This is a genomic window from Citrobacter sp. Cf072, from assembly GCF_030334485.1.
GTDB lineage: Bacteria > Pseudomonadota > Gammaproteobacteria > Enterobacterales > Enterobacteriaceae > Citrobacter > Citrobacter freundii.
In genome coordinates, this window is record NZ_JAOWDX010000044.1 from 358,140 (window position 1) to 374,510 (window position 16,371).

The window sequence follows — 16,371 nt, forward strand, 5'->3', positions numbered from 1 at the left end:
ATGGCGTTTGCTTGTTAGTCATAATCCACTCGCAGATAACCACGAGCCGTAAAAGGCCCTTCGGTAGGTTTATTCCCCGTCACGCTGACCGGCCATGCCCGAATACCGACCCTGGCTGCAGCGTTATCATCCAATTGAAATGGGATATTGCTGGACAAATTGTTAGGCGTCAGCGGGTTACCACTGCTATCGGCGACGATAAAACCTAAATCCGGGTTGTCAGAAACCATCATTTGTCCGGTGGCTTTCTCAGCCTCTACACGCATGGTCAAGTAGGCCTGTGCGGCGACGTTGGTGCATTTTATCGCCACGGTTTTGGTCTGCGGATTAATGCCTTCGGGCCTGTTTCCTGCCCCCGCCTTGCTAAACAACGATGCGCCAATATCGCCAAAATCAAACTCAACAATCTGCCCGGCGTTCACCTCACAGTTTTGTGGAACCTCCACCTTACCGCTGTAGCTGATAGTGTACACCGGCGTGCTTAGCGCATCTCCGGTACTGGTCGTGACATAGACGCTGAACATCGTCTGCCGCGGAATCGGAACCATGTTAATAAACGAGCGGATCACTTTGAGTTTAAACACCAGCTTTGAATCCATTACGCCAAAAGGCTGCTGTTTCGATACGTTGGGGTGAGTCCCCATGCGGATATAATTACGCGGAGGATAAAACAACCCGGCATAGCTGTCGGTGATGCTCATGGCTCCCAGCAGGTAGTCATTGAGCTTCAGATACTGAAAACCGCCCTCGGTACTTTGCACCGGAAGTTCAGTGACATAGCTTCGGTAGGTGTAATTCACCGACGTTCCGGCCGGACAGGTGGCATTCACGCCAATCCAGCCCGATTTTTCCGGTAACGTTACCACCTGTCCCGGCTGGTTGTTGCTGCTGTTAAAGACATTCGACAAATCGTAAAAAACATCCGTTGGCGTGCCATTCGAGTTATGGCAGACCGTCGCCCATGACGAATGTGCCATCAGCAGTAAAGCGCTTCCCAGTAACAAACGCGTTTGTCTTTTCATCGTATTATTCCTGTCGTGCCGTTGGAGATTCGCACGTCACGTTCGTGAGCGTCACCGCCTGTTTCAGACTCTCCTCAGGCAAGGCATAGCGCGCCACGCAGCGAGCGTTTGCGCCTTCCCCCCATTGGATCAGCAACTCGCCTTTTAGCGGCAGACCACTGAGATAAATTTGTCCGTCTTCGCCCACCATACTGGTCACGCCACTGGTGTTTTCCCGCACAATAGAGCCAAACGGCACGGGTTTACCGGCATGTTTGGCGGTAATCAGCGCCCGCACACCGATTCGTGTATCAAACGCAGCTCGCACCAGCGCCCCTTGCGTTGGTACTACGCTGCTGACGTTATTTTCCACATCGGTATTGTTGTTCATGGAATTGGTGTCTAACGCGACACGGTTATAGCGATAGACGGTGGCATACGGCATCACCGCGTATCCACGCCAGTCGGTTTGAACGCCGGTCTGGTTTTCTATCCGCACACCCTGTGCGCCAGGCGCTTTAATCAGCACGTTGGTATCACCCAGAGGCTGACTGAGCGTAATGCCATCCGCATGCCCCACCACGCCGCCAGAGAGTTGCCAGTTGTAGTCATGCTGATCGCGATCGTAGTTGTATCCCACGCCCAGCGTGCCATAGGCCGCCTGCCAGTTGGCACTGGCGTTTCCGCTGTAACCATTGGTGCTGCTGTGCCCCTGATTCACGCTGTAGCTCAGGTTGCGTCCATCCAGCAACGTACCGCCGATCCCGCTCTGCAAACTGTTTTGTCCATTGCTATTACGGTTAGCATTAAAGGTGGCGTAGGTGCGATCGAAGGCGCTATCTCTCGAGTAGCGCCGTCCGCTCAGCAGGCTGAACGGTATTGACATATTGAACGCGACAATACGGTCGGTGTCGGAGATGCCAACCGATTCATTCCACGACCAGGAGAGTGAATAGCTAATACCTTGCCAGCCGCTGGCATAGCCCAGTTGATACCAGGTATTGGTGTCTGAGGTATTCCAGTACGTTTGCTGACTACCCGAGACATACAGCGATCCGTAATCCCCCAGATTCTGCGAAATGTTTATCTGGAAACGGCCCTTTTTGCTGTAGCTCAGGTTGTGGTAACTCTTCACATCGGGCACATCGTGGCGATTGCCCTCGCTGTCGTATTCGTACTCATAGCCTTCCATACTGCGATACGCCACATCGTCGAGGGTATAGAAACCACGCGTAGAGTAGCGATATCCCAACAACTGAAAGTTGGTGCCAAAATTGTTCAGCGATTTCGCATATAGAAAACGCAATGACTGCCCCTGATGCGTACTGTCATCCGCCAGTTGGCTGCGGGCATGGGTCAGATCGACAGAAACCGCCCCCCAGTCCCCCAGGTTTCGGCCGGTGCCTAAAACCACCGCCGTGTAGCGTGAGGCCAACTGCGTACCGCCGTAAGCGGTGTAGCCTTCTGGTAACCCAGCAATTAATGTTCCCTGGAAAAAGAATGGAGAAGATTGTTGGCTATTGCCGCTGCGAAAATCCCCTGCGACCACGTCATATTTGAAACGCCCTTCTCGTTGTAACAAGGGAACCGTGGAGTACGGCACCGTATAGCGCTGTTGGCTGCCGTCCTTTTCGTCCACCGTCACCTCAAGGTCACCGCTGGATGACGTCGGGTTGAGATCGGTTATCGAGAAAGCGCCCGGTGAAACATAGCTTTGATAAATCACATAGCCATTCTGACGAATGGTTAGCTTTGCCGCTGTTCGCGCAATACCGCGAACGGTAGGCGCGTAGCCCTGTAAGCTGTCGGGATACATACTGTCTGAGGAATAGAGCCGCGCCCCGCGAAATCCGACGCTGTCAAAAACGTCGTTGCCGGTGTTGCTGTCACCCATCACCAGCTCGCCCTTCAGCGGGATAATCGCGCGCTGAAGCCATGTGCCGATGTTTTTCCAGCTTTGTGAGTGATATCCGTCACCTTTGGAATAGCTCCATGCGCCGTTATTTCTCAAGCGCCAGGGGCCATAGTTCAGGCCACTGAGCATACTTAAGAAATAGCTGTCCGTATCACTCCCGCGACTGCCGGTGAAACTGTAGTTAACCAGCGCGGCCGGGATGCCTTCATCCCACTCTTCCGGTGGAATATAGCCACGCGCGCTGTTTAACATCGACGCCTGCGGCAGGCTGACGTTTAGTCGCAGGGTAGAAAAATCAAACGCAATCTCGCTGCCTGGAATCGCCTCAGGTAGATTGATGCAGGTATCGTTCGCATCCTTACTGAGTGCCGGAAACGCGGCGATATTGACGCCAAGGCGCTTCACCCAGTCGAGCCCAAAGCACGGCATCAGCCCACCGGACTTCTCCCCGGATTTACCCGCGCTGGTCGTAAAACGAATATCCTGAGTAGCCACAAACTCATCATTGCGCCAGATATCCACGCGATAAACACCTTCAGGCTGGTGATTACCTTTCTCAAAACGTGATAAATCCGCCACGGTTGCCGTATCCGCAGATAAAAAGGCCGGATTAAAATAGCTTTCACCATGGCTTAAAGAGGGAAAGAGCGCCGCCAGCGTGGACAACGCCACCCCCGCCAGCGGTGGCGTAACCCCCGGAAACAGGCCAGGAAAATACGTTGTCTTATTCATCGTTATCTCAACGCACGCTAACCGTTTGGGCCGGGGTCACAGCGCCATAATCATTGACCGTCTGGAACGTAACGTTGCCCTGCACGCCTGTTGGCAACAGAACCTGCGCATCGCTTTTCGGTGCAACCATCACGTTATCGACCTTCGTTTTCCCCACGTTGAGATTGACCAACGTGACGTAATACGCTGACGGATTGTTAATTTTCAGGTGGTTGCCGGAACGGGAAAACGTCAGCATCCCCGGGGCATCTTCCGGGATTTGCGGCAAATTATTCGGACGGACGAAAAGCTTGATGCGGGACAGAATCGCCAGTTGCAGAACGTTTTTGCCCTCAAGACTGTTTTTATTGACTGACGGAATGGCTTTTACGTTCATCCAGAACAGCGACTCACGATCTTTGGGCAACGGAACACCTGCATAGATAATACGCAACGTGTTTTCGCTTTTGGGCTCGCTGACAAACAACGGAGGCGTAACCACAAACGATTTTTCTTTAACACCTGCGCTATTCTCAATCCATGAATTGACCAGGTAACGTTCTTTGGTATCACTATTGCTAATAGACAGTGACGTTTGTTTGGCATCGGCTGGATAAATAACTCGGGTAGCGCCTAATGCAATGCCTCCGGCAGCCTGAACACTGGCAACAGGAAATAAGAACAGTAAAAGGATAAAACCTGATTTTAGATAATTAAACATAGCTACAAATACCTTTGGTGTGATTATCGTTGGGAAATAAATCAGGGATAAACCAACGTAAACCACACGTCTGAACGAAGCGTTCCCGGCGTTATATTTTCCGAGACAGCCCGATAACGAGCAGTGAAATGAAACGTCATCTCTTGCGTTATAATCGGCGCATAATGAAGCGGCAGCGCGTTCGGAATAATTTGCCGTTGGCGCTGGTCAAATAACGCCAGGCCGATCCCCGAAGCCGCAGACGCATCTCCACTGGCAAGGAAAACCTGCGGATCTTCCGCTGGCGTCACGCCTGCAAACGCAATCCCAACGTGGTCATAAACATCGGAGCTGCATGACGTTAAGCGCAGTGAAAACGGCACGCTGGTAGAGGCAAAGCTCCCCGTCCCGGAGAAAGCATTGGTGCGATACTGCCCCATTTGCACCCGCAAATTTTGGCTGTCAGTAGCGACCGTGCAGGCACCATTGACGAGCTGCCCCCGTAAGTGAAGGCGGCCACTTTCCAGTATTACCGTATGTGCAAACACAGGCAGTACGCACAGCATTCCCGCCAGCGCCACGCCTTTCCCTATCATCTGCCGCATCCTTCATCATCCCCGGAAATTGCCTCATCCAGTGAGGCGAACGTCATCCTTGCGCAAATCAAAACGGCTTATTCGTACTTCATGATGAACGTCGCGTCGGCATTTGCCTGACCCGGCGTAGCGCTGGTGGCAGTGGCTTTGTAACGTGCAGAGAAACGCAGGGTGTTGGTCCCTTCTACCAGAGCCTGAGCGGTAGAGAAGGTGGCACCATCTGGCTTCAGCGCGGTGGACGTGTTGTCCAGAATTTCAATCCCGACACCGCTGGCAGTGGTACCGTTATCTGCAGAAGTGACAGCCAGCAGATTGTTGTTGGTAATATCGGATTGACCAGAGAAAGCCACAGCTGCGGTTGCGGCAACTTTCGGGTCACAGTCGTTCAGCACGATGGAGAACGGAATTTGTGCCGTTGTATCACCTACTGCGGCAAAACTGGCAGTACGATACTGGCCTAAGGTAACAACCTGATCGGATGACTGAGTACTGACTGCACAGGCTGCATTGACCAGTTCACCTTCAAAATGCACAGTACCGCCGCTCACGCTTACCGGATCGGCTGCAACCGCAGCACCTGCGACTAACATCAGGCTGGCAATAACAGAAGAGGTCATTAATTTACGTTTCATGGATTTCCCTTGAATTACACACATCCGGCTCCAGCATCCTGCGGGATCCGTTTTCATTATCGACATTAAATGTCAGGCTAATTATCTCTGCATCCTGTAAAGATATATATCGCAAGAGAATTAGCTAACCTTTTACCCCGACTCTCCTGAGTATTTGATTTACTAATTATCCTTCGCGAATATGACTATTCGTCACAGCGATAAATTAAACATTTCAATTAATGAAAAATACCTGCAAATCCTTTTAATAGCCCTGGCTAATTCTTAATGGGATCTAAGAAAAGTCTTGGTTAATATTACCTAAATGCCGCCGTAATAGTACGTAACAGTCTGGATTATGAAGCATTACCCATAAAGAACCCAGGGTGATGAGATGTTTCATTCACGTTAATTTTAATTAGCATGCTTACTATTTATTCGTAAGGCTTCAGCCTTTGTGCTGACACCATTTACAGACCGTGATGGCCCTGGCCCACATAAAAACGCAAACGAAAACTGACAGCACGTCCCGCTTCTGACAAAATAGTGGCATCCCCTTCGATTTAACGTAACAGACGGAATCCTCTCTCTGATGGCAGCAAAGATTATTGACGGTAAAACGATTGCGCAGCAGGTGCGCTCTGAGGTTGCTCAAAAAGTTCAGGCGCGTTTAGCGGCTGGATTACGCGCCCCAGGCCTGGCTGTTGTGCTGGTAGGCAGCAATCCGGCTTCGCAAATTTACGTCGCGAGTAAACGCAAAGCCTGCGACGAAGTGGGGTTCGTCTCCCGCTCCTATGACCTGCCCGAAACCACCAGCGAGGCGGAGCTTCTTGAGCTGATCGATACGCTCAATGCAGATACCACCATCGACGGTATTCTGGTACAGCTGCCGTTACCTGCCGGTATCGACAACGTTAAAGTGCTGGAGCGCATTGCACCGGATAAAGACGTTGACGGTTTTCATCCGTATAACGTCGGTCGCCTGTGCCAGCGTGCGCCGCGCCTCCGTCCTTGTACCCCGCGCGGTATCGTGACCCTGCTTGAGCGTTACAACATCGACACCTACGGCCTGAATGCGGTCGTTATTGGCGCTTCAAACATCGTCGGTCGCCCAATGAGCATGGAACTGCTGCTGGCTGGCTGCACCACCACCGTTACCCATCGCTTCACCAAAGATCTGCGTCGCCACGTTGAGCATGCTGACCTGCTAATTGTTGCCGTCGGTAAACCGGGCTTTATTCCTGGCGAGTGGATCAAAGAAGGTGCGATTGTGATTGATGTCGGCATCAACCGTCTGGAGAATGGTAAGGTTGTTGGCGATGTGGTCTTTGAAGATGCTGCCGCACGCGCGTCATATATCACGCCGGTCCCCGGCGGCGTAGGCCCAATGACGGTCGCCACACTTATCGAAAACACGCTGCAGGCGTGTGTTGAATATCATGATGTAAAGGACGTTTAAGATGGCCACATTTTCACTGGGTAAACACCCGCATGTTGAACTCTGCGATCTGCTGAAGCTGGAAGGCTGGAGCGAAAGCGGCGCCCAGGCAAAAATTGCTATTGGCGAAGGGTTGGTGAAGGTCGATGGTGTTGTTGAAACGCGTAAACGCTGCAAAATCGTTGCCGGACAGACCGTGAGCTTTGAAGGTCACAGCATTAGCGTCGTGGCATGACCCTAAGTGCCGGATGAGGTAAACACCGTATCCGGCCACTTCTCCCTCTCGTTTTCAGATAATGACTTCATCCCCGCTTCACAGTGAACTGTTAGCATGTTGTTTTTCCACACGAAGCGATCATCATGCCCACTATTGTTACCCACGCAGCCGTTCCGCTCTGTTTAGGGTTAGGTCTCGGACTTAAAGTCATCCCCCCACGATTACTGTTTGCTGGCGTCGTTCTGGCTATGCTGCCAGATGCCGATGTGTTGTCATTTAAGTTCGGTGTCGCCTATGGCAATGTGTTTGGCCACCGGGGATTTACCCACTCACTGCTGTTCGCCTTCGTGGTACCGCTGCTCTGCGTATTGATTGGCCGACGATGGTTTAAGGCGGGATTGATTCGCTGCTGGCTATTCCTGACGGTTTCACTGCTGTCACACAGTCTGCTGGATTCCGTTACGACAGGCGGCAAAGGCGTCGGCTGGCTGTGGCCGTGGTCGGATGAACGCTTCTTTGCACCGTGGCAGGTGATTAAAGTCGCCCCGTTTGCGCTATCACGCTACGCCACACCGTATGGGCATCAGGTAATAACTTCGGAGTTGATGTGGGTATGGCTGCCGGCCGTTATGATGATGGGTGTGCTGTGGTGGTACAAACGTCATTAATAGTGCCTGATGGCGCTACGCTTATCAGGCCTACCGATCATTCCATCGTAGGCCGGATAAGACGTAAGCCGCCATCCGGCAATATAGAGCGTTACTTACGACGCCAGGTGGTGCCCTGCGGGCCGTCTTCCAGCACGATGCCCATCTCATTGAGACGGTCACGCGCGGCATCAGCCGCCGCCCAGTCTTTCGCTTTACGCGCATCCAGACGCTGTTGGATTAACGCTTCAATTTCAGCAACTTCACCGTCATCCGCCTGCGCCCCGCTTTGCAGGAACGCTTCCGGATCCTGTTCCAGCAGTCCCAGCACGCTGGAGAGCTTGCGCAGATGCGCAGCCATACCGTTAGCCGCCGCCATATCTTCACCCTTCAGGCGGTTAACTTCACGCGCCATATCAAACAGCACGGAGTAAGCTTCCGGCGTGTTGAAGTCATCGTCCATCGCTTCAATGAAACGTGCTTCAAAGGCCTCGCCACCCGCAGGGGCAACGGCTTTGTCGGTACCGCGCAGTGCAGTGTACAGACGCTCCAGCGCAGAACGCGCCTGTTTCAGGTTCTCTTCGCTGTAGTTGAGCTGGCTACGATAGTGACCCGACATCAGGAAGTAGCGAATGGTTTCGGCGTCGTAGTATTTCAGCACATCGCGCACGGTAAAGAAGTTGCCCAGCGATTTAGACATTTTCTCGCGGTCAACCATCACCATCCCGGAGTGCATCCAGTAATTAACGTACTCACCGTCATGCGCACAGGTGGACTGCGCGATTTCGTTTTCATGGTGCGGGAACATCAGGTCCGAACCGCCGCCGTGAATATCGAAATGGTTACCCAGTTGTTTGCAGTTCATCGCCGAACATTCGATGTGCCAGCCCGGACGACCTGCGCCCCATGGAGACGGCCAGCTCGGCTCGCCTTCTTTGGACATTTTCCACAGCACGAAGTCCATCGGGTTACGCTTCACATCAACCACGTCAACGCGAGCACCCGCCTGCAGCTGATCCAGATCCTGGCGTGACAGCTGACCGTAGTTCGGGTCAGTCGGCACGTCGAACATCACGTCGCCGTTATCAGCAACGTAAGCGTGACCTTTGGCAATCAACTGCTCAGTGATTTCGATAATTTCAGCGATATGGTGCGTAGCGCGCGGCTCCAGATCCGGGCGCAGAATATTCAGCGCATCGAAATCGCTATGCATTTCCGCGATCATTCTGTCGACCAACGCGACAAAGCTTTCACCGTTTTCATTCGCGCGCTTGATGATTTTGTCATCAATATCGGTAATGTTGCGTACATACTTCAGCTTATAGCCGAGGAAGCGCAGGTAGCGCGCGACGACGTCGAAAGAAACAAAGGTACGTCCGTGGCCAATATGACAGAGATCGTAAACGGTAATACCACACACGTACATGCCGACTTCCCCGGCATGAATAGGTTTGAATTCCTCTTTTTGGCGCGTCAGTGTATTAAAGATTTTTAACATCGAAGATTCCGTGTAGACGTGTGTGGATAGTAAAGTCTGTATAATACCCATAATTTAGACCGGAAGCAGCACACTTTGCGAGGTGATCACAGCTTGCGGTTATGCTATAACACACCCCTAACTCTGACCCTTGACGGGGTCGAAGCACCAATCTATCGGAACAGGATGCAAAAATGGTTACTTTCCACACTAATCACGGCGATATCGTAATCAAAACGTTTGATGATAAAGCGCCTGAAACAGTTAAAAACTTCCTGGACTACTGCCGCGAAGGTTTTTACAACAACACCATTTTCCACCGTGTTATTAACGGTTTCATGATCCAGGGCGGCGGTTTCGAGCCAGGCATGAAGCAAAAAGCCACAAAAGAAGCGATCAAAAACGAAGCGAACAACGGTCTGAAAAACACCCGTGGTACGCTGGCAATGGCGCGTACTCAGGCTCCGCACTCCGCAACCGCACAGTTCTTCATCAACGTTGCTGACAACGACTTCCTGAACTTCTCCGGTGAAAGCATGCAGGGTTGGGGTTACTGCGTGTTCGCTGAAGTTGTTGAAGGCATGGACGTGGTTGATAAAATCAAAGGCGTATCCACCGGTCGCAGCGGTATGCACCAGGATGTGCCAAAAGAAGACGTTATCATCGAAAACGTGACCGTCAGCGAGTAATCGTGGCGACACTGTTTATTGCAGATCTTCATCTCTGCACAGAAGAACCGGCGATCACCGCCGGTTTTCTGCGTTTTTTAGCCGGCGATGCACGCAATGCCGATGCGCTATACATTCTCGGCGACCTGTTTGAAGCCTGGATTGGCGACGACGACCCGAATCCACTGCATCATGAAATGGCCGCAGCGATAAAATCACTGGCTGATTCCGGCGTTCCCTGCTTTTTTATTCACGGCAACCGTGATTTTCTGCTCGGTAAACGTTTTGCCCGTGCGAGCGGCATGACCTTGCTTCCCGAAGAAAAAGTGCTCGACTTGTATGGCCGCAAGGTGCTGATCATGCATGGCGACACCTTATGCACCGACGACGCAGGCTATCAGGCGTTTCGCGCCAAAGTACATCAACCCTGGCTACAGAAGCTGTTTCTCGCCCTGCCCCTGTTTGTTCGCCAGCGCATTGCCGCAAAAATGCGCGCCAACAGTAAAGCCGCTAACAGCAGTAAATCGCTGGAAATCATGGATGTGAATCCGCAGGCCGTGATTAACGAGATGGAAAAACATCAGGTCCAGTGGTTAATTCACGGACATACACACCGTCCGGCTGTCCACGAACTCACGGCCAATGAGCAACCCGCTTTCCGCGTGGTATTAGGCGCATGGCATACCGAAGGCTCAATGGTGAAAGTCACGCCCAGCGACGTTGAGCTAATCGCGTTTCCGTTTTAATTCTGCAGATATCCAGTTCCTCTTTACACAAAACTATCCGAGTTGCATCGAGGCGGCAAATCTGTGAGTCCCCGGGAGCTTACAAAAGTAAGTGACTGGGGTGAGCAGATGCAGCCAACAAAGAGGCAGCTTGAAGAGTGAAGTGTAAAGCGCGCAATCGTTTTCCTTGAAGGTTAATTATGCTATTCTCTGTGGCCTCAAAAGTCGAGTGTAGTGCACCACAGGAGTTTTCAGACGCATGTCTTCCCGCAATAATCCGGCGCGTGTCGCCATCGTGATGGGGTCCAAAAGCGACTGGGCTACCATGCAGTTCGCCGCCGAAATCTTCGAAATCCTGGACGTTCCGCATCATGTTGAAGTCGTCTCCGCCCACCGCACCCCAGACAAATTGTTCAGCTTCGCCGAAAGCGCTGAAGAGAACGGTTATCAGGTGATTATTGCCGGAGCCGGTGGCGCAGCGCATTTGCCTGGCATGATTGCGGCGAAAACGCTGGTGCCTGTTTTAGGCGTTCCGGTGCAAAGCGCAGCGTTGAGCGGCGTAGATAGCCTCTACTCCATTGTTCAAATGCCTCGCGGTATTCCCGTTGGAACACTGGCGATCGGCAAAGCGGGTGCGGCCAATGCGGCCCTACTGGCAGCGCAAATTCTGGCTACACACGACAAAGTATTACACCAGCGTCTGGACGACTGGCGCAAAGCACAAACCGATGAGGTACTGGAGAATCCGGACCCGCGAGGTGCGGCATGAAGCAGGTCTGCGTACTCGGTAACGGTCAGCTAGGACGCATGCTGCGTCAGGCCGGCGAGCCGCTGGGCATTGCGGTCTGGCCCGTCGGGCTGGACGCTGAACCGGCTGCTGTCCCTTTTCAGCAAAGCGTGATCACCGCTGAGATTGAGCGCTGGCCGGAAACGGCACTCACCCGCGAACTGGCGCGCCACCCGGCATTTGTTAACCGCGACGTCTTCCCGATTATTGCCGACCGTCTGACGCAAAAGCAGCTTTTTGACAAGCTCGGTCTGGCGACTGCGCCGTGGCATCTGCTGGCAGATAAAAGCGAATGGTCTGCGGTATTCGACAAACTCGGCGAGCTGGCGATCGTCAAACGTCGCGTCGGCGGCTACGACGGTCGTGGGCAGTGGCGTTTGCGCGCAAATGAAACCGCACAACTGCCGGATGATTGCTATGGCGAGTGCATCGTCGAGCGGGGAATCAACTTCTCTGGCGAAGTCTCACTGGTTGGCGCTCGGGCGCATGACGGCAGCACCGTTTTCTATCCGCTAACCCATAACCTGCATCAGGACGGCATTCTGCGCACCAGCGTGGTGTTCCCGCAGGCTAACGCCAGACAGCAGGCACAGGCTGAAGCGATGCTCTCCGCCATCATGCAGGAGCTGGGCTATGTCGGCGTGATGGCGATGGAATGTTTCATCACCCCGGAAGGTCTGCTGATCAACGAACTGGCTCCGCGCGTGCACAACAGCGGACACTGGACGCAAAACGGCGCCAGCATCAGCCAGTTTGAGCTGCACCTGCGCGCCATTACCAACCTGCCGTTACCTACGCCGGTGGTGAATAATCCTTCGGTGATGGTAAACCTGATTGGTAGCGACCTGAACTACGACTGGCTGAAGCTACCGCTGGTACACCTGCACTGGTATGACAAAGAAGTGCGTGAAGGGCGTAAGGTGGGGCACCTGAACCTGAGCGACAGCGATACCGCGCGCCTTAGCGCGACACTGGAAGCGCTTATCCCCCTGCTGCCGCCGGAATATGCCAGCGGTATTATCTGGGCGCAGTCAAAGCTGAAATAAGCCATTAATGCCGGGGAATGGATTTTATCCTTCCCCGGCCCCTCCCCTGGCGCGTAAAATCCCCTCCATTGCTGTTTTGTATTTTCAGGATCAAACATGAACGATGGAACGGACTATCGCGCAATTCTGCTCGCCGGTACGCCTTTAATCGATGTACGCGCCCCCGTCGAATTTCAGCAGGGCGCCATGCCGGGCGCAATAAACCTTCCCTTAATGAACGATGACGAACGTGCTGCCGTGGGTACCTGTTATAAACGTCAGGGGCCTGAGGCCGCCCTCGCGCTCGGCCATCAACTGGTCTGTGGCGAGACTCGCCAGCAACGCATGAAGGCCTGGCTTAATGCCTGTCGTCAAAATCCTGCGGGCTACTTATGCTGCGCGCGCGGCGGCCAGCGTTCGCACATTGTGCAGCAATGGTTGCACGAGTCCGGTACTGACTACCCGCTAATACAAGGCGGTTATAAAGCATTGCGTCAGGCGGTGATTCAACTGACTGAAGAGTTGGTGCAAAAACCGATCGTCTTAATTGGCGGCTGTACCGGGAACGGTAAAACGCAACTGGTGCAACAGCAGCCAAACGGTGTGGATCTCGAAGGTCTGGCGCACCATCGCGGTTCCTCATTTGGTCGCACCGTTGAACCGCAGCTGAGCCAGGCAAGCTTTGAAAACCTGCTGGCGGTCGAAATGCTGAAAACCGACAGCCGTCAGGATCTGCGTCTGTGGGTACTTGAGGACGAAGGCCGCATGATCGGCGCTAATCATCTGCCCGAATGTTTGCGCGAACGCATGAGCCAGGCCGCTATTGCGGTGGTGGACGATCCTTTTGAGCTACGGCTGGAGCGGCTGCGCGAAGAGTATTTTGTGCGCATGCACCACGATTTCACTCACGCTTATGGCGAGAGTCAGGGCTGGCAGGAGTACAGCGAGTATCTGCACCACGGCCTGTTTGCTATCCGCCGTCGTCTGGGTTTGCAACGTTTTGCCGAGCTGACCACCCTGCTCGACGTGGCTCTGCGCGAACAGCAGGCAACGGGCAGCACCGACGCGCATATGAGCTGGCTGGTACCGTTGCTCAACGAGTATTACGACCCGATGTATCGCTATCAGTTGGAAAAGAAAACCGCGAAAATCGTCTTTCGCGGCTCATGGCAGGAGGTGGCTGACTGGCTTAGCGTACAGTAATCAATGTCTGTCGCGCTTGTCTGCGCGTTTCGCCAACCAGTCGCCCAGCACCTGAACGACCTGCACCAGAATAATCAGCGCCACCACGGTGACGATCATGACCTGGGTTTCGTAGCGGTAATAACCAAAGCGAATCGCCAGGTCGCCGACTCCACCGCCGCCAACGATACCGGCCATTGCGGAGTAACCGATCAGACTCACCAGCGTTATCGTCAGCCCACGCAGCAGACCCGCGCTCGCCTCCGGTAACAGAACGGTGCAGATGATGCGCATCGGGCTGGCGCCAAACGCTTCCGCCGCCTCGATAATGCCTTTATCGACTTCACGTAACGCGCTATCAACCAGACGGGCATAGAAAGCAATTGCTGCTACCGACAGCGGAACCGACGCCGCGATGGGTCCAATGGTATTGCCGAGCAAAAACTGGGTTAGCGGCAACAACAGAACCAGCAGGATCACAAACGGCACCGAGCGGATAATATTCACCAGCACGGAGCTGAGCAGATACACAAAACGGTTTTGCCAGAATAAATGCCGGTCGGTAACGAAAATAAGAAAACCGAGCGGCAGACCGCCAATAATTGCCAACAGCGTAGAGATGCTCAGCATCTGGAAGGTTTCATTAAACGCCAGCGTCAAATCAGGCAATAAATCATCCACGAATCACCTCCACCTGTGCAGTACGTTGACGAATATGTTCCACGGCGACATCCACCGCAGAAGGGTTATGCGGCGCGGTCAGTTGCACCACCAGAATCCCCAGCGCACGTTCGCCGATATATTCAATTTTGCCGTGCAGAATGTTCACCGCCACGCCAAATTTAACCGCCACTTCTGACAACACCGGCTGTTCTGCCGAATCACCGATGAACAGAATTTTTAGCAACTGGCCAGGCAGATGCTGGCGCAGACGGTCGGGTAACGTCAGATTGAGGGTATGCGACACCAGTTGCTGAGTGAAAGCGTACTGCGGGTGAGCAAAAACATCAAACACCTCGCCAGACTCCACTACCTTGCCACCGGACATCACCGCCACGCGATCGCAAATGGATTTGATCACGTTCATCTCATGGGTGATCAGCACGATCGTGATCCCTAACTGTTGGTTGATCTGCTTTAGCAACGTCAGAATCGTGGCCGAGGTTTCCAGATCCAGCGCGGAAGTGGGTTCATCACACAGCAGCACATCCGGGTGATTGGCAATTGCGCGGGCAATACCCACACGCTGCTTTTGCCCACCGCTGAGCTGAACCGGAAAGCGGTTCGCCTTGTCTGACAGCCCCACCAGCGACAGGATTTCGCTCACGCGCGGGCCAATTTTACTGCGTTCCCATCCGGCAGCCTTCAGGCTAAAGGCGACGTTTTGCGCCACGGTACGGGTATGCATCAGATTAAAATGTTGAAAAATCATCCCGATACGCTGACGGGCTTTACGTAGATGCGCGCCTTCCAGTGCGGAAATTTCTACGCCGTTCACCTTAACGCTTCCCTGGCTCGGACGCGTTAAGGCGTTCAGGGTGCGCAGCAGCGTACTTTTTCCCGCGCCGCTGGTCCCGACAATGCCAAATATCTCACCTGCGCCAATGCGCAAGCTAACGTCATCAACCGCCCGGGTTGATGCTCCACGGCCTGCGCTAAAATCCACGCAAACTTTCTCAATCTCAATCATAGCCACCTCAGAAATGCGAAAAGGGCAGTCGTCGCTGCCCCTGTTAACCCTTGTGCGCAGCGATTATTGGGCTGCCGACATCCATTCCGGTTTCTGGAAGGCGCTGTAGATATTTTGCGGATCGTCGATCACCGCACGATACGCCGGAGATTTCACCGCCTCGACAATATCTTTCGCAAATGGTTTATCCGCATCTTCACTGCGTACCGCGATGATATTTTTCAGATTTTCGTCCAGGTGTTCCTGCTTGATGGCGCTGGCAAGATCCAGTTTCGCCGCTACGGCAAAGTTGCCGTTGACCAGCGCACCGGTCACACCGTCCAGCGTACGCGGCAGCTGTGCCGCTTCCAGCGGTTTAAACACCAGCCCTTTCGGGTTGCTGGCAATATCGCGCTCGGAGGCTTTAGTTGGATCGATGTTATCTTTGATGGTGATAAGGCCAATAGACTGCAGGAAACGCAGACCGCGAGCCAGGTTGGTGGGATCGTTGGAAAGCGTGATCACATCCCCTTTTTTCAACTCATCCAGGCTTTTGATTTTATGTGAGTAAAAACCCATCCCGGCCGTCGGGACCACAATCAGCTTGCTCAGCTTCAGGCCTTTATCGGCGGTGAATTTGTCAAAGTAGAGTGAATGCTGGAACAGGTTAGCATCGATGCTGCCATTGGAGAGCGCCATGTTAGGCTGCACGTAGTCGCTGAATTCGCGCACTACTACCTTATAGCCTTTCTCTTTCAGCGTAGGGGCAATGGCTTGTTTTACCATATCGCCGTACGGCCCAGGTGCGACGCCAAATACGATGGTGTGCGGATCACTGTTCGCATGAGCAAATTGTAATCCACAGGCCAGTAACAGCGCCCCGGTCGCGACGCGTAAACTCTGACGCAATCCCATAATCTCTCCATTTTAACGTTGTGGTGTCATGTCTCACGCCGTTCTTGCGGCGTTGTTCTTGTTGGCCTGTTAACAGGCTGATTGTTA

Annotated in this window: 17 protein-coding genes; 8 read left to right on the forward strand and 9 right to left on the reverse strand. The window is 53.4% G+C overall.

The features are described from left to right. Window positions 1-14 precede the first annotated feature (14 nt). The 5 genes from fimH to fimA form a co-directional block, all read right to left on the reverse strand. The gene (gene fimH / locus OGX66_RS10740; protein ID WP_088902635.1) at window positions 15-1,022 is read right to left on the reverse strand and encodes a type 1 fimbria D-mannose specific adhesin FimH; all 1,008 of its coding nucleotides are present in this window, start codon (window positions 1,020-1,022) and stop codon (window positions 15-17) included. A 4-nt stretch (window positions 1,023-1,026) separates the two neighbouring features. Further along, window positions 1,027-3,648 (reverse strand): fimbrial biogenesis usher protein, encoded by a 2,622-nt coding sequence (locus OGX66_RS10745; protein ID WP_088902636.1) that lies wholly within the window; start codon window positions 3,646-3,648, stop codon window positions 1,027-1,029. Between the two features lie 7 nt (window positions 3,649-3,655). Further along, the gene (fimC, locus tag OGX66_RS10750) at window positions 3,656-4,348 is read right to left on the reverse strand and encodes a type 1 fimbria chaperone FimC (RefSeq protein WP_003835750.1); all 693 of its coding nucleotides are present in this window, start codon (window positions 4,346-4,348) and stop codon (window positions 3,656-3,658) included. A gap of 41 nt (window positions 4,349-4,389) precedes the next feature. Further along, window positions 4,390-4,923 carry a type 1 fimbrial protein subunit FimI gene (fimI, locus tag OGX66_RS10755; RefSeq protein WP_003847496.1) on the reverse strand — a complete coding sequence of 178 codons (534 nt, stop codon included), beginning with the start codon at window positions 4,921-4,923 and terminating at the stop codon, window positions 4,390-4,392. Between the two features lie 77 nt (window positions 4,924-5,000). Further along, window positions 5,001-5,555, reverse strand: a complete 555-nt coding sequence (gene fimA, locus OGX66_RS10760; protein WP_003835752.1) for a type 1 fimbrial major subunit FimA — start codon at window positions 5,553-5,555, stop codon at window positions 5,001-5,003. A gap of 571 nt (window positions 5,556-6,126) precedes the next feature. Between fimA and folD the strand changes: the two genes are divergently transcribed. From folD to OGX66_RS10775, 3 genes are all read left to right on the forward strand, one after another. Next, window positions 6,127-6,993 (forward strand): bifunctional methylenetetrahydrofolate dehydrogenase/methenyltetrahydrofolate cyclohydrolase FolD, encoded by an 867-nt coding sequence (gene folD, locus OGX66_RS10765; RefSeq protein WP_003021887.1) that lies wholly within the window; start codon window positions 6,127-6,129, stop codon window positions 6,991-6,993. A gap of 1 nt (window position 6,994) precedes the next feature. Then, a complete protein-coding gene (gene ybcJ / locus OGX66_RS10770) occupies window positions 6,995-7,207 on the forward strand; it encodes a ribosome-associated protein YbcJ (protein WP_003021885.1) in 213 nt (70 codons plus the stop codon). A 125-nt stretch (window positions 7,208-7,332) separates the two neighbouring features. After that, complete coding sequence (locus OGX66_RS10775) at window positions 7,333-7,857, forward strand: metal-dependent hydrolase (protein ID WP_003835753.1); 525 nt, start codon at window positions 7,333-7,335, stop codon at window positions 7,855-7,857. Window positions 7,858-7,948: 91 nt separating this feature from the next. Here OGX66_RS10775 and cysS read toward each other — a convergent pair whose 3' ends face one another. After that, on the reverse strand, window positions 7,949-9,334 hold the full coding sequence (cysS, locus tag OGX66_RS10780) for a cysteine--tRNA ligase (protein WP_081366017.1): 1,386 nt from the start codon (window positions 9,332-9,334) through the stop codon (window positions 7,949-7,951). 173 nt (window positions 9,335-9,507) lie between these two features. Here cysS and ppiB point away from each other — a divergent pair, with 173 nt between their 5' ends. The 5 genes from ppiB to mnmH all read left to right on the forward strand — a co-directional run bounded on the left by ppiB (window position 9,508) and on the right by mnmH (window position 13,721). Continuing rightward, window positions 9,508-10,002: a peptidylprolyl isomerase B gene (gene ppiB, locus OGX66_RS10785; RefSeq protein ID WP_003021875.1), complete on the forward strand. Its 495-nt coding sequence runs from the start codon at window positions 9,508-9,510 to the stop codon at window positions 10,000-10,002. Between the two features lie 2 nt (window positions 10,003-10,004). Further along, entirely contained in the window at window positions 10,005-10,727 is a 723-nt protein-coding gene (lpxH, locus tag OGX66_RS10790) for a UDP-2,3-diacylglucosamine diphosphatase (RefSeq protein WP_048216735.1), read from the forward strand. 238 nt (window positions 10,728-10,965) lie between these two features. Beyond that, window positions 10,966-11,475, forward strand: coding sequence for a 5-(carboxyamino)imidazole ribonucleotide mutase (gene purE, locus OGX66_RS10795; protein ID WP_088902637.1), 510 nt, complete (start codon window positions 10,966-10,968; stop codon window positions 11,473-11,475). Next, window positions 11,472-12,539: a 5-(carboxyamino)imidazole ribonucleotide synthase gene (gene purK, locus OGX66_RS10800; RefSeq protein ID WP_103798165.1), complete on the forward strand. Its 1,068-nt coding sequence runs from the start codon at window positions 11,472-11,474 to the stop codon at window positions 12,537-12,539. Before purE ends, purK begins: the two co-directional genes overlap by 4 nt. 96 nt (window positions 12,540-12,635) lie before the next feature. After that, window positions 12,636-13,721 carry a tRNA 2-selenouridine(34) synthase MnmH gene (gene mnmH / locus OGX66_RS10805; RefSeq protein WP_088902639.1) on the forward strand — a complete coding sequence of 362 codons (1,086 nt, stop codon included), beginning with the start codon at window positions 12,636-12,638 and terminating at the stop codon, window positions 13,719-13,721. Here the strand turns inward: mnmH and OGX66_RS10810 are convergent, their stop codons facing one another. From OGX66_RS10810 to OGX66_RS10820, 3 genes are all read right to left on the reverse strand, one after another. After that, window positions 13,722-14,381 carry a methionine ABC transporter permease gene (locus tag OGX66_RS10810; protein WP_003021866.1) on the reverse strand — a complete coding sequence of 220 codons (660 nt, stop codon included), beginning with the start codon at window positions 14,379-14,381 and terminating at the stop codon, window positions 13,722-13,724. It lies immediately after the preceding gene. Further along, on the reverse strand, window positions 14,374-15,390 hold the full coding sequence (gene sfbB, locus OGX66_RS10815; RefSeq protein WP_088902640.1) for a virulence-associated ABC transporter ATP-binding protein SfbB: 1,017 nt from the start codon (window positions 15,388-15,390) through the stop codon (window positions 14,374-14,376). The genes OGX66_RS10810 and sfbB overlap by 8 nt, the downstream gene beginning before the upstream one ends. 63 nt (window positions 15,391-15,453) lie before the next feature. Next, a complete protein-coding gene (locus tag OGX66_RS10820; RefSeq protein ID WP_003021862.1) occupies window positions 15,454-16,284 on the reverse strand; it encodes a MetQ/NlpA family ABC transporter substrate-binding protein in 831 nt (276 codons plus the stop codon). Window positions 16,285-16,371: the final 87 nt, after the last annotated feature.

Excerpts from the sequence above, each read along its gene's own strand:
- fimH (WP_088902635.1), bottom strand. The coding sequence starts at position 1,022 with ATGAAAAGACAAACGCGTTTGTTACTGGGAAGCGCTTTACTGCTGATG.
- OGX66_RS10745 (WP_088902636.1), bottom strand. The coding sequence starts at position 3,648 with ATGAATAAGACAACGTATTTTCCTGGCCTGTTTCCGGGGGTTACGCCA.
- fimC (WP_003835750.1), bottom strand. The coding sequence starts at position 4,348 with ATGTTTAATTATCTAAAATCAGGTTTTATCCTTTTACTGTTCTTATTT.
- fimI (WP_003847496.1), bottom strand. The coding sequence starts at position 4,923 with ATGATAGGGAAAGGCGTGGCGCTGGCGGGAATGCTGTGCGTACTGCCT.
- fimA (WP_003835752.1), bottom strand. The coding sequence starts at position 5,555 with ATGAAACGTAAATTAATGACCTCTTCTGTTATTGCCAGCCTGATGTTA.
- folD (WP_003021887.1), top strand. The coding sequence starts at position 6,127 with ATGGCAGCAAAGATTATTGACGGTAAAACGATTGCGCAGCAGGTGCGC.
- ybcJ (WP_003021885.1), top strand. The coding sequence starts at position 6,995 with ATGGCCACATTTTCACTGGGTAAACACCCGCATGTTGAACTCTGCGAT.
- OGX66_RS10775 (WP_003835753.1), top strand. The coding sequence starts at position 7,333 with ATGCCCACTATTGTTACCCACGCAGCCGTTCCGCTCTGTTTAGGGTTA.
- cysS (WP_081366017.1), bottom strand. The coding sequence starts at position 9,334 with ATGTTAAAAATCTTTAATACACTGACGCGCCAAAAAGAGGAATTCAAA.
- ppiB (WP_003021875.1), top strand. The coding sequence starts at position 9,508 with ATGGTTACTTTCCACACTAATCACGGCGATATCGTAATCAAAACGTTT.
- purE (WP_088902637.1), top strand. The coding sequence starts at position 10,966 with ATGTCTTCCCGCAATAATCCGGCGCGTGTCGCCATCGTGATGGGGTCC.
- purK (WP_103798165.1), top strand. The coding sequence starts at position 11,472 with ATGAAGCAGGTCTGCGTACTCGGTAACGGTCAGCTAGGACGCATGCTG.
- mnmH (WP_088902639.1), top strand. The coding sequence starts at position 12,636 with ATGAACGATGGAACGGACTATCGCGCAATTCTGCTCGCCGGTACGCCT.
- sfbB (WP_088902640.1), bottom strand. The coding sequence starts at position 15,390 with ATGATTGAGATTGAGAAAGTTTGCGTGGATTTTAGCGCAGGCCGTGGA.
- OGX66_RS10820 (WP_003021862.1), bottom strand. The coding sequence starts at position 16,284 with ATGGGATTGCGTCAGAGTTTACGCGTCGCGACCGGGGCGCTGTTACTG.